This is a genomic window from Streptomyces sp. NPDC101237 (assembly GCF_044767465.1).
Classification (GTDB): domain Bacteria; phylum Actinomycetota; class Actinomycetes; order Streptomycetales; family Streptomycetaceae; genus Streptomyces; species Streptomyces gramineus.
Genome location: NZ_JBIWNY010000001.1, coordinates 109,615 through 123,763, shown reverse-complemented (window position 1 = coordinate 123,763; position 14,149 = coordinate 109,615). Strand labels below are relative to the sequence as shown.

The following is a 14,149-nucleotide window of genomic DNA, read 5'->3' as shown; positions in this document are numbered from 1 at the left end:
GTTTGATCCCATTTGCCCGGCGCCACCACAGAGCGCGCCGTGTGGCGCGTACTCTCCCTTGCCGTGGCGGACCGCATTGAGGCGGTCGTGAGCGAATCACGGAGTTGACGGGCGCGTGCCGAAGAGACTCCGGAAGGTTTCGCATTCGCATGTCCGTGTCCAGTACTGATCAGTTCGTCGTGTCCGAGAACAACGAGGACAACGAGCTGGTGACCCAGGTCTCCCAGGAGACCGCTGACACCACCACCACCGACACCACTGACACCACCCCTGAGAGCACCTTCGCCGACCTCGGCCTCCCCGAGGGCGTCGTGCGCAAGCTCGCGCAGAACGGTGTGACCACCCCCTTCCCGATCCAGGCCGCGACCATCCCGGACGCCCTGGCCGGAAAGGACATCCTCGGCCGAGGCCGCACCGGCTCCGGCAAGACCCTCTCCTTCGGTCTGCCCACCCTGGCCACGCTGGCCGGCGGCCGTACCGAGAAGAAGCGGCCCCGCGCCGTCATCCTCACCCCGACCCGTGAGCTGGCCATGCAGGTCGCGGACGCCCTCCAGCCGTACGGCGACGTCCTCGGCCTGAAGATGAAGGTCGTCTGCGGCGGCACGTCCATGGGCAACCAGATCTACGCCCTGGAGCGCGGCGTCGACGTCCTCGTCGCCACGCCCGGCCGCCTCCGCGACATCATCAACCGCGGCGCCTGCTCCCTGGAGGACGTGCAGATCGCCGTCCTCGACGAGGCCGACCAGATGTCCGACCTGGGCTTCCTGCCCGAGGTCACCGAGCTGCTCGACCAGGTCCCGGCCGGCGGCCAGCGGATGCTGTTCTCGGCCACGATGGAGAACGAGATCTCCACGCTGGTCAAGCGCTACCTGACCGACCCGGTCATCCACGAGGTCGACAGCGCCCAGGGCAACGTCACGACGATGTCCCACCACATCCTCATCGTGAAGCCCAAGGACAAGGCGCCGGTCACCGCCGCGATCGCCTCCCGCAAGGGCCGCACGATCATCTTCGTCCGCACCCAGCTGGGCGCCGACCGCATCGCCGAGCAGCTGCGCGACGCCGGTGTGAAGGCCGACGCGCTGCACGGCGGCATGACGCAGGGCGCCCGGACCCGGACGCTGGCCGACTTCAAGGACGGCTACGTCAACGCGCTCGTCGCCACCGACGTCGCCGCCCGCGGCATCCACGTCGACGGCATCGACCTGGTCCTGAACGTGGACCCGGCCGGTGACCACAAGGATTACCTGCACCGCGCGGGCCGTACCGCCCGTGCCGGCCGCACGGGAACCGTCGTCTCCCTCTCCCTCCCGCACCAGCGCCGGCAGATCTTCCGGCTCATGGAGGACGCGGGCGTCGACGCCGGCCGCCACATCATCAACTCCGGCACGGCCTTCGAGCCCGAGGTCGCCGAGATCACCGGCGCCCGTTCGATGACCGAGGTCCAGGCCGAGTCCGCGGGCAACGCGGCGCAGCAGGCCGAGCGCGAGGTTGCCCAGCTCACCAAGGACCTGGAGCGGGCCCAGCGCCGCGCCGTCGAGCTGCGCGAGGAGGCCGACCGCCTGGTCGTCCGCGCGGCCCGTGAGCGCGGTGACGACCCGGAGACGGCGGTGGCCGAGGCCGCTGCCGCGACCGCGGTCGAGGCCGCGGAGCAGGAGCCGGCCGCCGAGGCGCCGGTCCGGCAGGAGTCCGCCTCGTACGAGCGTCCGCGCCAGCAGCGCGACGAGCGGGGCAACTTCGAGCGCCGTGACCGTCGTGACGACCGTCCCTCCGGTGGTTTCCGCCGCGACGACCGCCGCGACGACCGTCGTGACGGTGACCGTGGCGGCCGTTCCTTCGAGCGTCGTGACGACCGTCCGTCGGGTGGTTTCCGCCGGGACGACCGCCGGGACGACCGTCGTGACGGCGGCGACCGTGGCGGCTTCCGCCGCGACGACCGTCCGGCCTCGGGCGGCTTCCGCCGGGACGACCGTGGTGGCCGTTCCTTCGAGCGTCGTGACGACCGTCCCTCCGGTGGTTTCCGCCGGGACGACCGCCGCGACGACCGTCGTGACGGTGACCGTGGCGGCCGTTCCTTCGAGCGTCGTGACGACCGTCCCTCCGGTGGTTTCCGCCGGGACGACCGTCGTGACGGCGGCGACCGTGGCGGCTTCCGCCGCGACGACCGTCCGGCCGGCCACCGGGGCAGCGACCGCCCCTTCAACCGCGACCACCGCGACGACCGTCCGGGCTTCCGCAGCGCCGGCCACGACCGCCCCTACGGCCGTCGTGACGACCACCGCGGCACCGGCTCCTTCGGCCGCCGCGACGACAAGCCGCGCTGGAAGCGCAACGGCTGACCCCGAGTGAGCTGAGAAAGGGCCCGCACGACTCCGGTCGTGCGGGCCCTTCCGCGTTCCCGTACCCGACAACCTCCTCTGTTCACGGTCACTTCACCGGGTGCGGATCGCGACGGGCCGGCAGCACTACGAGGGCCTCTTCCAGCTCTGTTTCCGGCGGGTTCCAGAGTGTTTCCAGCCATGTTGTGATGCATGTCACGCCCTCGGCGAGGGAATCGCTGGGGGCATGACAGATGACGCGATAGGCACAGCGGCCTCGGACGAGGAGCGGCTGGCCCAGCTCGGCTACACCCAGGTCCTGGCCCGGCGGATGTCGGCCTTCTCGAACTACGCGGTCTCCTTCACGATCATCTCGGTCCTCTCCGGCTGTCTCACCCTCTACCTCTTCGGCATGGTCACCGGCGGTCCCGCCGTGATCACCTGGGGCTGGGTGGCCGTGGGCCTGATGACCCTCTTCGTGGGCCTGTCCATGGCCGAGATCTGCTCCGCCTATCCCACCTCGGCGGGCCTCTACTTCTGGGCCCACCGCCTGGCCCCGCCGCGCAGCGCGGCCGCCTGGGCGTGGTTCACGGGCTGGTTCAACGTGCTCGGCCAGGTCGCGGTGACCGCGGGCATCGACTTCGGCGCCGCGTCCTTCCTCGGCGCCTACCTGAACCTGCAGTTCGACTTCACCGTCACGCCCGGCCGCACGATTCTCCTCTTCGCGGCGATCCTCCTGCTGCACGGCCTGCTCAACACCTTCGGCGTCGGCATCGTCGCCCTGCTCAACAGCGTGAGCGTGTGGTGGCACGTCGTCGGCGTCGCGGTCATCGTCGGCGCGCTGACGTTCGTCCCCGACCACCACCAGTCGGCCTCCTTCGTCTTCACGAAGTTCGTCAACGAGACGGGCTGGAGCAGCGGCCCCTACGTCGTCCTGCTCGGCCTGCTGATGGCCCAGTACACCTTCACCGGGTACGACGCCTCGGCGCACATGACCGAGGAGACCCACGACGCGTCGACGGCCGGACCGCGCGGCATCGTCCGCTCGATCTGGACGTCGTGGATCGCCGGCTTCGTGCTGCTCCTCGGCTTCACCTTCGCCATCCAGTCCTACGACAGGGAACTGTCGTCCCCGACCGGCGCGCCCCCGGCCCAGATCCTCCTCGACGCGCTCGGCGCGACGACCGGCAAGCTGCTGCTGCTCGTCGTGATCGGCGCGCAGCTCTTTTGCGGCATGGCGTCGGTGACGGCCAACAGCCGCATGATCTACGCCTTCTCCCGCGACGGCGCGCTCCCCTTCTCCCGCGTCTGGCACACGGTCAGCCCGCGCACCCGCACCCCGGTCGCGGCGGTCTGGCTCGCGGCCCTGTCCGCGCTCGTCCTCGGCCTTCCGTACCTGATCAACCGCACGGCCTACGCCGCGGTGACCTCCATCGCGGTCATCGGGCTGTACGTCGCCTACGTGATCCCGACGCTGCTGCGGGTCAGGAAGGGCGCCGCGTTCGAACGCGGGCCGTGGCACCTGGGCCGCTGGTCCGGGGTGATCGGCGTGATCTCGGTGACCTGGGTCGGCGTCATCACCGTCCTCTTCATGCTCCCGCAGGTCTCCCCGGTCACCTGGGAGTCCTTCAACTACGCCCCGGTGGCCGTCCTCGCGGTCCTCGGCTTCGCCGCGATCTGGTGGCGCGTCTCGGCCCGGAACTGGTTCCTCCGCCCGGACACGGCCCGCCACGAGGACACCGCCAAACTGGTCGATCTCTGACCCTACGGGCCACTTCTGCCGCGCGACGCGGCCGTGACCCCGATACCCGATCGGCGACACGGCTCCGTCCGGCTATGCTCGGGGAGGCAACATCGCCCGGGCCGTTAGCTCAATTGGCAGAGCAGTGGACTTTTAATCCATTGGTTGTGGGTTCGAGTCCCACACGGCCTACCGGACGCGGTCGGGGGTAAGCCCCCTGACCACCTGCCACACAGCGCCTGATCCGACCTCGGCCGGATCGGGCGCTGTGTCGTTTCGGGCGGCGCCGCGCCAGGGATGCCCAACGCCGCGGCGACGGCCGACGAAGAGCCCTGGGCCGTCGACGGCGCCGACTGCTCCCGCCGGGACCGAACGGTGGGACGCCTTCGCGGAATCCGCGTGCAGGGACGACGCCGAATCGCCGCACCGCTGGATCCGGTACGCGGGCTCGGCCGGCAAGGCGGAGAAGGTGGAGGTGAGTTGGGGGAGGGGGGCGCGGGCCGGATCGGGGCCGGGGGAGGCGCAGCCGTGGGGCTGGGTGCGGTGGGCGCGGGGCTCCTGGCGCGACCGGGTGGGGGTTCGGTGGCATATTTCTGTGCACAAGCAGTCGTATGCCTCGCGAAAGGCATGACATGAAGATCGCAGTCATCGGCGGTACCGGGCTGATCGGATCGCAGGTCGTCCGGGATCTGCGCGCTGCCGGGCACGAGGCCGTGCCGTACTCGAAGTCCACCGGCGTCGACGTCCTCAGCGGCCAGGGGCTGGACGAGGCGATGGCCGGGGCCGACGTCGTCGTCAACCTGACGAACTCGCCGACCTTCGACGACGCCTCGCCCGCCTTCTTCCAGACCTCGATGGACAACCTCGTGGCCGCCGCCGACCGGGCCGGCGTCGGTCACTTCGTGGTTCTCTCGATCGTCGGCGTCGACCAGGTGCCGGAGCTGGACTACTACCGGGCCAAGACGCTGCAGGAGCACATCCTCGCGACCGGTCCGGTGCCCTACTCGATCGTCCGGGCGACGCAGTTCATGGAGTTCGTCGACGGCATCATGTCCTGGACCTCCGACGGCGACACCGTCCGGCTGCCCGCGACGCCGATCCAGCCCATCGCCGCCGCCGACGTGGCCGCGGAGGTCGCGGAGGTCGCCGCGGGTGCGCCGCTGAACGGCATCCGGGACATCGCGGGACCCGACGTCTTCCCCCTGGACGAGCTGGGCCGGCTCACGCTGTCCCGCAAGGGCGACCACCGCACCGTCGTCACCGACCCGACCGCGGGTATGTTCGCCCAGGTCAAGGGCGATGTCCTGACCGATCCGAACGCCCGCGTCGCGCCCACCCGCTACACCGACTGGCTCGCCTGACGGCCCGGCGCCGAGCGGGCCCCGCCGCGGGCGCCGCGCTCTCGACGTGCGCGCCCGGCGCGGGTGCGGAAGCATCGGTGGGGGCGGCCGACGCGGCGTGGTGGCGCGCGCTCGCCGCCGTCCGGTCCAACGACGCCTCTCCCGGCAGGGGAGACGCCCCATCGTCGTCCGTACCGGAGTCTTCACATGGCGAGGCGCACTACGGATTGGCCTTCGGTCCGCGCGCGGCAGCCCGCGCGGCGGGACCGTGAGCGGCACACCACCGCCGGTGACTGGGGGCTGCTGCTCATCAGACTGACCTTCGGGCTGTTCCTGGCCGCGCACGGCTCCCAGAAGCTCTTCGGGTTCTTCGGCGGGCCCGGTCTGACCGCCACCGGCAAGGGGTTCGCCGACCTCGGCTACCACCCGGGGAAGCTGTTCGCCGTGATCGGCGGCCTCTCCGAGCTGCTCGGCGGTCTCGGCCTGCTGGTCGGGCTGCTCACGCCGCTCGCGGCCGCCGCCGTGGTCGGCGTGATGATCAACGCCATGGTGACCGTCACCGCCGCGCACGGCCTGTGGGACGAGGACGGCGGCGTGGAGTACAACGTCGCCATCTGCGTGGTCGCCCTCGGCCTCGCCGCCCTCGGTCCTGGCCGGCTGGCGGCCGACCGGCTTTTCCGCTGGGGCGACGGCGGCTGGCCCGAGGCGGCCGTCGCCCTCGGCCTCGGCGGCATCGGCGCCGCGATCGCGCTGAGTCTGTGACGGCGCGGCGGTGCCTCAGCCCGCGGTGAGGTCCGTCAGTTCGCCGAGCGGCAGCGTGTGCTGGGTGTGCAGGACCTTGGCGCGCAGGTAGCGGACGTTGTGCGCGGTGCGGAAGACGCCGGTCGGCACGCGGTCGCGGACGGTGACACCGAGGTCGCGCAACTGCTCGGCCTTGTCGGGGTTGTTGGAGAGCAGGTCGAGTTCGGTGAGGCCGAGGGCGGCCAGCATCTGGGCGGCGGCGGTGTAGTCGCGGGCGTCCTCGGGGAGGCCGAGGGCGGCGTTCGCCTCGTAGGTGTCGAGGCCCTGGTCCTGGAGGGCGTAGGCGTCGAGCTTGTTGTAGAGGCCGATGCCGCGTCCCTCCTGGCGCAGGTAGAGCAGGACGCCGCCGCGCTGCGCGATGCGCTCGACGGCCTCGCGCAGCTGCGGTCCGCAGTCGCAGCGGGCCGAGCCGAAGACGTCGCCGGTGAGGCACTCGGAGTGCAGGCGGACCAGCGGGAGCGTGCCGGGCGCGGGGTCGCCGAGGACGACGGCGACGTGTTCCTGGCCGTCGGCGAGGCCGTGGAAGGTGACGAGTTCGGCGTCGACGGTGTAGCCGTCGGTGAAGCGCAGCGGAACCCGGACGCGGGCGCGCTGGGTGGCGGCGGGGAAGTCGGGCATCGGGTCTCCTGTGTCCGGGTGCAGGACGGCAGCGGAATCTGCTTCAGATTTGAAGCAGATTCACCGCTGGGAACCCTACCCACGTTTTAAATTTGAAGCAACAGCGTTTCCGCGGGAACAACCACCCGCTCCCGCCCGTGAGCCATCCGGCGGGCGGCGGCCCGGAGGAGGTCTGACGGAGGCCCGTCCGAGGCCGTCGCGGAGCTGCTACGACGGGCCGGAACAGGGCGAGGACCGCCGGCGCCAGGGAACCTCGTCGGAGGTCGGCCGCGGCGTCGACGCGTCGCCCTCCAGTGCCCGCGTGATCGCCGCGCTGATCTCCTCCAACTGCGCGACCTGCTCGGGGGAGAGCTGGTCGAACACCGCCGCCCGTACCGTCTCGACATGCCCCGGCGCGGCCCGCTCCAGCACCGCGAGGCCCTCGTCGGTCAGGGCGGCGAAGCTGCTGCGCCTGTCCCACTGGCAGTCCTCGCGCCGCAGCAGGCCGTCCTTCTCCAGCCGGGTCACCGCGTACGTCAGCCGGCTCCGGGTGATCTTCGACTTCTCGGCGAGGTCGGTCATCCGCAGCCTGCGCTCGGGGGCCTCGGAGAGACTGACGAGGATGCCGTAGTACAGGTGCGGCATGCCGGCGTCCTGCTGGAGCTGCCGGTCCATAGCGTCTTCCAGGAGGTGCGTCGCCGAGATGTAGGCGCGCCAGGCGCTCTGCTCCTTCGGCGTCAGCCAGCGAGTCGTCATACCGCCAGTGTAGGTTTGTTTCAAACTTTAACCAAGCCTGCCCGTCGCCCCCGGGAGTGAGCCCGTCCGATGCCGTACCCCTACGTCCTGCTGTCCGCCGCCGTCTCCCTCGACGGCTTTCTCGACGACACCGGCCCCGACCGGCTGCTGCTCTCCTCCCCGGCCGACTTCGACCGCGTCGACGAGGTGCGGGCCTGCGTCGACGCGATCCTGATCGGCGCCGGCACCATCCGCGCGGACAACCCGCGGCTGCTGGTGAACGACCCCGGCAGGCGCGCCGCCCGGGTCGCGGCGGGCAGGCCCGAGTACCCGCTGAAGGTCACGGTCACCGCGACCGGCGACCTGGATCCGGACGCGCGGTTCTGGCACACCGGCGGCGAGAAGGTCGTGTACACCACGGACGCGGGCGCGGCGCGGATCCGCGGCCTCGGGGTCGCCGCGGACGTCGTCTCCCTCGGCGCCGAGCTCGACTGGCCCGCGCTGCTGCGGGACCTGTACGAGGCGCGCGCGGTCGGCCGGCTGATGGTCGAGGGCGGCGGCACCGTCCACACCCAGCTCCTGCGGCAGGGCCTCGCCGACGAACTCCAGCTCGTCCTGGCGCCCCTCCTCGTCGGCGACCCGAAGGCGCCGCGCCTGTTCGGCCCCGGCGGATACCAGGCGGGACGGCTGCGGCTCGTGGAGAGCCGCCGTATCGAGGACGTCGTTCTGATGCGGTACGAGCCCACCGCACCCGGCGCGGGCGGGTCGGTGTCCGCCGCCGACCGGCACTGGCTGCGGATCGCCTGCGAACTGGCGGCCGACTGCCCGCCCTCGCGGACCGCGTTCAGCGTCGGCGCCGTGGTGGTCGCGGCCGACGGCACGGAACTGGCCCGCGGTCACTCGCGCGAGGCGGGCGACCCCGTCGTGCACGCGGAGGAGGCGGCCCTGGCCAAGATCCCCGCGGACGACCCGCGGCTCGCCGCGGCCACCGTCTACACCAGCCTCGAACCCTGCACCCGCCGCGCCTCCCGGCCGCATCCCTGCGCGGAGCTGATCCTGCGAGCCGGGGTGCGCCGGGTGGTGACGGCGTGGCGCGAACCGGACACCTTCGTCGAGGCGGCCGACGGGACGGGAGCGCTGCGCGAGGCGGGGGTGGCGGTGCTGGTGCTCGGCGCCTACGAGGAGCTGGCGAAGGCCCCGAACGGCCACCTGCTGGGCTGACCGCGTTCGACCGATGTGACTTCGCCTCTCCCGATGGCGTATGCTGGTTTCAACGACGCGGGGTGGAGCAGCTCGGTAGCTCGCTGGGCTCATAACCCAGAGGTCGCAGGTTCAAATCCTGTCCCCGCTACTGAAGGCCCAGGGCCGGAATCCAGAACACGGATTCCGGCCCTGAGTCGTGTCCGGCGCGGCCCGGCGTGCACCGGCACGTGTCCGTCGTCACATCTCTCCGTGCTCATCCACCCGGCGCACACCGCTCGCCCCCGTCCGCTCGCAACCGCAAATCTGGACGGACACACAAGGGGATCCCCGAACAGAGGAGAGTCAGGCCGTGGGCTTCGAAGAGGCGCGGGAGGACGGGTCCGTGACCGTCCGCACCCTGGCCCGCCTGCTGCCCGCTCTGCTGATCGTCGCCGGTGTCCTCTACGACGTGCTCACCCCGGTCGCGTACACGGCCGTCCCCTTCTTCACGGCCGCCCCGCTGGTCGCCGCCCCGCTCTCCTCCCTGCGCACCACGGTCCTGACCGGCCTGGCCTCCTTCCTCGCCGTCTACGGCGTGCACGCGCGCTTCGGTCTCGTGCCCGACGCGGACGCCGTCACCGAGCTGACCACCGTGGCCACCGTCTCCGCCCTCGCCGCCGGCATCAACCGGGTCGTGCGCCTCGGCGACCAGCGGCTGGCCTCCGCCCGCGAGGTCGCCGAGGCCGCCCAGCGCGCGGTGCTGCCCGAGCCCGCCGAGCGGATCGGCGGCTTCGAGATCGCCGCCCGTTACGAGGCGGCCCAGGAGGGCACCCTCGTCGGCGGGGACCTGTACGCCGTCCAGGACACCCCGTACGGGGTACGGCTGGTCGTCGGCGACGTCCGCGGCAAGGGCATGGGCGCGGTCGCCGCCGTCGCGGTGGTGCTCGGCGCGTTCCGGGAGGCCGCCGAGCAGGAGGCCTCGCTGGAGGCGGTGGCGGGCCGGCTGGAGCGGGCGCTGGCCCGGGAGTGCGTCCGGCGCGGCGGAGTCGACACCTTCGAGGGGTTCACCACCGCCGTGCTCGCCGAACTCCCGCACGGCGAGGGCAGGGTCCGGGTCGTCAACCGGGGCCATCCGCCACCGCTGCTGCTGCACGCCGACGGCACGGTGCGCCCGGTCGAGGTGTCCGAGGCCGCGCTGCCGCTGGGGATGGGCGAGCTGGGCGCCTGGCCGGACCGGGCCGCCGAGCGGCCGTTCCCGAGCGGGACCGCGTTGCTGCTGCACACCGACGGCCTCTCCGAGGCCCGGGACGCGCACGGCCGGTTCTTCGACCCGGAGCGGCGCCTGGCCGGCCGGGCCGGCACCGCCCCGGGAGCGCTGCTGGCCCGTCTCGCGGCCGAGGTGCGCCGGCACACCGGCGGCCGGACGGCGGACGACATGGCGCTGCTGGTGGTGCGGCGCGCCTGAGCGTCCGTCCAGGGGAAGGTCACCCTCGGTGTGCGGACGGCAGCCCTCCGCATCACGCCCGGGTCACCATCAAAACGCTGTGACTCCCGTGCCGCACCGACCGCGCGGCCAACTCGACCGTTTTTGGCCGTTCGTGACAGGTAAGTCCTCGCTTCGAAAGCTTAATGATCAAGGAGAACGGCTTGGAATCTGCCAGCCGCGTCTATTAACGTTCGATAACGCAGCGCGGTCGTCCCAGCCGTCACCCGCGACGGCTCCGTGCGCACGCGCCGAATCCCGCAAGGGAACCGGGGAACCACCTCATTGGGGTGAATCGCTCGTATGTCGCCGGGTACGAAACGGTCGGTATACGCGCGTAGGAGACCTTCCCGCTCCGAACCCGTCAGCTAACCCGGTAGGCAGCGGAAGGAAAGGAGTGCGCCCGCGTGGCGTCCAACCGGCCTGCTCCGACAGCCCCGTTCGTGCCCAGTCAGCGTCAGCCCGAGGCTTACGGCTACGGCGCCGGGCGCACCGACGAGGGCCCCTGGGAGGAGTGGAACCCCACCGAGGAGTCCCTCGCCCCGGTACGCGGCCGGCACCGCGTCGCCAAGCAGCGCGGCGGCGGACTCGCCCGCAGCTCCACGGTCCTCGGCGTCGGTGTCATCGCCGCCGTCGGCGCGGGCGGCATGGCCAGCGCCAACACCGGCAAGCCGCCGGTCTCCCTCTCGCTGCCGGACCTGCCGTCCTCCGTCGACTCCCTGCTCGGCGACGGCACCGGCCACCAGGCCACCCAGGCCACCCAGACCGCGCTGAGCCGCGTCACCACGGCGACCGCCACCGACGCGGACTCCTCCTCCGACGCCGGTGAGGCACTGCGCAGCCGGATCATCGCGCAGGCCGAGCAGCAGCAGACCCAGATCGACGTCCGGGCCACCGCCAAGGCCGTGGCCGCCGCCGACAAGGCGGTCTCCGACGCCGAGTCCAAGGCGGAGAAGGCCGCGGCCACCCAGGCCGCCGACGCCAAGCAGAAGGCGCAGGCCGCCGAGAAGGCGCAGGCCGAGCAGAAGCGGCTCGCCGCGCTGGCCAAGCAGTACACGCTGCCGGTCGTCTCGTACACGATCACCGGCACCTTCGGCCAGGCCGGCTCCATGTGGGCCTCCGGCTACCACACCGGCCTCGACTTCGCCGCTCCCACCGGCACCCTGATCAAGGCCGTGCACAGCGGCACCGTCACGGAGGCCGGCTGGGCCGGCTCCTACGGCTACCGCACGATCCTCACCCTCGACGACGGCACCGAGCTGTGGTTCTGCCACCAGTCCTCGATCGGCGTCAAGGTCGGCCAGAAGGTCGCCACCGGCGACGTCATCGGCCGGGTCGGCGCCACCGGCAACGTCACCGGCCCGCACCTCCACCTGGAGGTCCACCCCGGCGGACAGGCCACCGGCATCGACCCGATGACGTGGCTGCGCGGCAAGGGCCTCACCCCCTGACGGACCCCACCGAACCCCGGCGGCCCCGACGACAACCCCCCGACGTCAGGGCTGCCGGTCCGGTGTGCCCGGAGTCCGCCGGGGCCTTCCGCTTTTACGAGAACTTCGCGTGGCGGCGGCATCGGTCCGCAGGCGGCCGGTGTTGAACTGGGACATGACTCCTTCTTCCGCTTCTTCCGCCTCCGGTTCCCTTCGCAAGCTCGGCTCCTCCGACCTGGAGGTCTTCCCGCTCTGCCTGGGCGGCAACGTCTTCGGCTGGACCGCCGACGAGGCCGCCTCCTTCGCCGTCCTCGACGCGTACACCGCGGCGGGCGGCAACTTCGTGGACACCGCCGACGCGTACACGGCCTGGATCGAGGGCCACCAGGGCGGTGAGTCCGAGACCGTCATCGGCAAGTGGATCGCGGCGCGCGGCAACCGCGCCGACGTCGTCATCGCGACGAAGGTCAGCCAGCACCCCGACTACCCCGGCCTGTCCGCCGCCAACATCAAGGCCGCCGCGGACGCGTCCCTGCGCCGCCTGGGCACCGACTACATCGACCTGTACTACACGCACTTCGACCAGCCCGAGATCCCGGTCGAGGAGATCATCGGCGCCCTGGACGAGCTGGTGCGGGCCGGCAAGGTCCGGCACATCGCCGCCTCCAACATCACCGCCGAACGGCTCCAGGAGTCGCTGGACTTCTCCGACCGCGAGGGCCTCGCCCGGTACGTCGCCCTCCAGCCCCACTACAACCTGGTCTCCCGCGACACCTACGAGGGCCCGCTGCAGGAGCTGGCCTCCCGCACGGGCCTGGCGGCGGTTCCCTACTTCGGCCTCGCCGCGGGCTTCCTCACCGGCAAGTACCGCCCCGGCGCGACGGTGGACAGCGCCCGCGCGGGCCGCGCCGCCCAGTACCTGGAGAGCGAGCGGGGCCGGCGGGTCCTGGCCGCCCTCGACGAGATCGCCGAGGCGCACTCCGCCCCGATCCCCACGGTCGCCCTGGCGTGGCTCGCGGCCCAGCCCACCGTCACCGCCCCGATCGCCTCGGCCCGCTCGCTGGAGCAGCTGCCCGCCCTGCTGGCCGTCGCGGACCTGGAGCTGACGGAGCAGGAACTGGACCGGCTCACGGCCGCCTCCGCGTGACGCGCTGGCTGTATTTGGCCACGAGCGTTGTCAGCTAGCCGCTGTACGGGTTGTGGGGCACGTACGGCGCCGGGGCCGCGTACCAGCCGGGCGCGCCCCAGGCCGGGGGCGGCTGGCCCCCGTACCCCGGCCAGCCGCTCGGGGCCGCGGCGCGGGCCGCGTAGTCCAGGGCGGGGCGTACCAGCTCGCGCCGGTCCCACAGCCGCGTGAGCAGGTCCCGCTCCCGCACCGTGAAGTCGGCGTCCGCCCGCCCCCGCCGCCCCCGGCGGCGCAGCAGGGCGAGTGTCGTCGCGTCCGCCTCGTACGCGGCGACCGCCCGGCCCGCCGGCTTGCCGAAGTGGTAGGCGGCGTACTCCCGGGCCATCTGCCGCGCCCGCATCGAGCCCAGGACGAACGGCTCGGCCGGCCCCAGCCAGCCCGCGTACACGTACGCGGGCAGCTCCTCCCGTACGGTCCGCAGCTCCCGCTGGCGCGTCCAGACCGCGAGCCAGGTCAGCAGCCCGAACACCGGCACCATGAACATGCCGTACACGGCGAAGAACCCGTACTGCCCGAACGACGAGGACCCGTTCCACAGCGCGTGCATGCTCATCGCGAGCAGCAGTCCGGTCACCGGCGCGAGCGCCCGCCGCGCCCGCTGCCGTTCCCCGCAGAGCGCGGCGACGCCGAAGCCGATGCCGGTGAGGACGGTGAACAGGGGATGCGCGAACGGGGACATGACGATGCGGACGAAGAACGTCGCGGCGGTGACGGAGGCGATGCCGGAGTCGCCGGCGAGCCGGTCGGCGCCGAACGCCGTACCGAGATAGAGGATGTTCTCGGTGAACGCGAACCCGGTGGCGGTGATCCCGGCTATCACCACACCGTCGACGATCCCGGTGAAGTCGCGTCTGCGGAACAGGAAGACCATCAGCACGGCCGCGGCCTTGGCGGACTCCTCGACGATCGGCGCTATCACCGTCGCCCCGAGCGTGTCCGCGCTGCTCGGGTCCGTCGTCGCCGTCGCTATCCAGCGCGTCGCGAAACTGTTGGCGACGATCGCTATCAGCGCGGCCGCGCACGCTCCCCAGGCGAACGCGAACAGCAGGTTCCGCCAGGGTCCCGGCTGAACCCGGTCCAGCCAGCGGAACGCGCTCATCAGCAGCGGCACCGGCAGCACCGCGAGACCGAGCCCGACCAGGAAACCCTCCGTGCCGGTCTGCTCACGGACCAGCGCGAGGATGACCAGGCCGGAGACGGCGAGCAGGCCGCCCAGCGCGCCGTAGCGGACCCAGCGCCGCTGCCACCAGCGAGGATGCCGCAGTCCTCGACCGGCGGAGTGCGGCGGGTACGACGGATACGGCGGGTACGGCGGCGGAAAGGTGGCCACGGCATC

11 protein-coding genes, 2 tRNA genes and 1 riboswitch are annotated in these 14,149 nt (G+C 72.2%); of the genes, 10 read left to right on the top strand and 3 right to left on the bottom strand.

Annotation, left to right across the window (positions count from 1 at the left end; translation table 11 throughout):
- Window positions 1-149 precede the first annotated feature (149 nt).
- The 5 genes from ACIRQ9_RS00540 to ACIRQ9_RS00520 all read left to right on the top strand — a co-directional run bounded on the left by ACIRQ9_RS00540 (window position 150) and on the right by ACIRQ9_RS00520 (window position 6,161).
- A complete protein-coding gene (locus tag ACIRQ9_RS00540) occupies window positions 150-2,339 on the top strand; it encodes a DEAD/DEAH box helicase (RefSeq protein ID WP_404165642.1) in 2,190 nt (729 codons plus the stop codon).
- 226 nt (window positions 2,340-2,565) lie between these two features.
- Window positions 2,566-4,080 (top strand): amino acid permease, encoded by a 1,515-nt coding sequence (locus tag ACIRQ9_RS00535; protein WP_404165641.1) that lies wholly within the window; start codon window positions 2,566-2,568, stop codon window positions 4,078-4,080.
- A gap of 98 nt (window positions 4,081-4,178) precedes the next feature.
- A tRNA-Lys gene (locus ACIRQ9_RS00530) sits at window positions 4,179-4,251 on the top strand.
- A gap of 440 nt (window positions 4,252-4,691) precedes the next feature.
- Window positions 4,692-5,420, top strand: a complete 729-nt coding sequence (locus ACIRQ9_RS00525) for an SDR family oxidoreductase (RefSeq protein WP_404165639.1) — start codon at window positions 4,692-4,694, stop codon at window positions 5,418-5,420.
- Window positions 5,421-5,606: 186 nt separating this feature from the next.
- A complete protein-coding gene (locus ACIRQ9_RS00520; protein ID WP_404165637.1) occupies window positions 5,607-6,161 on the top strand; it encodes a DoxX family protein in 555 nt (184 codons plus the stop codon).
- A 15-nt stretch (window positions 6,162-6,176) separates the two neighbouring features.
- Here ACIRQ9_RS00520 and ribA read toward each other — a convergent pair whose 3' ends face one another.
- Both ribA and ACIRQ9_RS00510 read right to left on the bottom strand, forming a co-directional pair.
- Window positions 6,177-6,818 carry a GTP cyclohydrolase II gene (gene ribA, locus ACIRQ9_RS00515; RefSeq protein ID WP_404165635.1) on the bottom strand — a complete coding sequence of 214 codons (642 nt, stop codon included), beginning with the start codon at window positions 6,816-6,818 and terminating at the stop codon, window positions 6,177-6,179.
- A gap of 207 nt (window positions 6,819-7,025) precedes the next feature.
- Window positions 7,026-7,553 carry a MarR family winged helix-turn-helix transcriptional regulator gene (locus ACIRQ9_RS00510; protein WP_404165633.1) on the bottom strand — a complete coding sequence of 176 codons (528 nt, stop codon included), beginning with the start codon at window positions 7,551-7,553 and terminating at the stop codon, window positions 7,026-7,028.
- Window positions 7,554-7,622: 69 nt separating this feature from the next.
- On the opposite strand from ACIRQ9_RS00510, the gene ACIRQ9_RS00505 reads away from it, so the two are divergent.
- From ACIRQ9_RS00505 to ACIRQ9_RS00485, 5 genes are all read left to right on the top strand, one after another.
- Window positions 7,623-8,753 carry a dihydrofolate reductase family protein gene (locus tag ACIRQ9_RS00505; protein WP_404165631.1) on the top strand — a complete coding sequence of 377 codons (1,131 nt, stop codon included), beginning with the start codon at window positions 7,623-7,625 and terminating at the stop codon, window positions 8,751-8,753.
- Between the two features lie 56 nt (window positions 8,754-8,809).
- Window positions 8,810-8,883: transfer RNA gene (locus ACIRQ9_RS00500), tRNA-Met, on the top strand.
- Window positions 8,884-9,084: 201 nt separating this feature from the next.
- On the top strand, window positions 9,085-10,179 hold the full coding sequence (locus ACIRQ9_RS00495) for a PP2C family protein-serine/threonine phosphatase (protein ID WP_404165629.1): 1,095 nt from the start codon (window positions 9,085-9,087) through the stop codon (window positions 10,177-10,179).
- 257 nt (window positions 10,180-10,436) lie between these two features.
- A riboswitch (cyclic di-AMP (ydaO/yuaA leader) is annotated at window positions 10,437-10,597 on the top strand.
- Between the two features lie 7 nt (window positions 10,598-10,604).
- Complete coding sequence (locus ACIRQ9_RS00490; protein WP_404165627.1) at window positions 10,605-11,648, top strand: M23 family metallopeptidase; 1,044 nt, start codon at window positions 10,605-10,607, stop codon at window positions 11,646-11,648.
- A gap of 154 nt (window positions 11,649-11,802) precedes the next feature.
- A complete protein-coding gene (locus tag ACIRQ9_RS00485) occupies window positions 11,803-12,774 on the top strand; it encodes an aldo/keto reductase (RefSeq protein WP_404165625.1) in 972 nt (323 codons plus the stop codon).
- Window positions 12,775-12,808: 34 nt separating this feature from the next.
- Here the strand turns inward: ACIRQ9_RS00485 and ACIRQ9_RS00480 are convergent, their stop codons facing one another.
- Window positions 12,809-14,143 (bottom strand): PrsW family intramembrane metalloprotease, encoded by a 1,335-nt coding sequence (locus tag ACIRQ9_RS00480; RefSeq protein ID WP_404165624.1) that lies wholly within the window; start codon window positions 14,141-14,143, stop codon window positions 12,809-12,811.
- Between the last annotated feature and the right edge of the window lie 6 nt (window positions 14,144-14,149).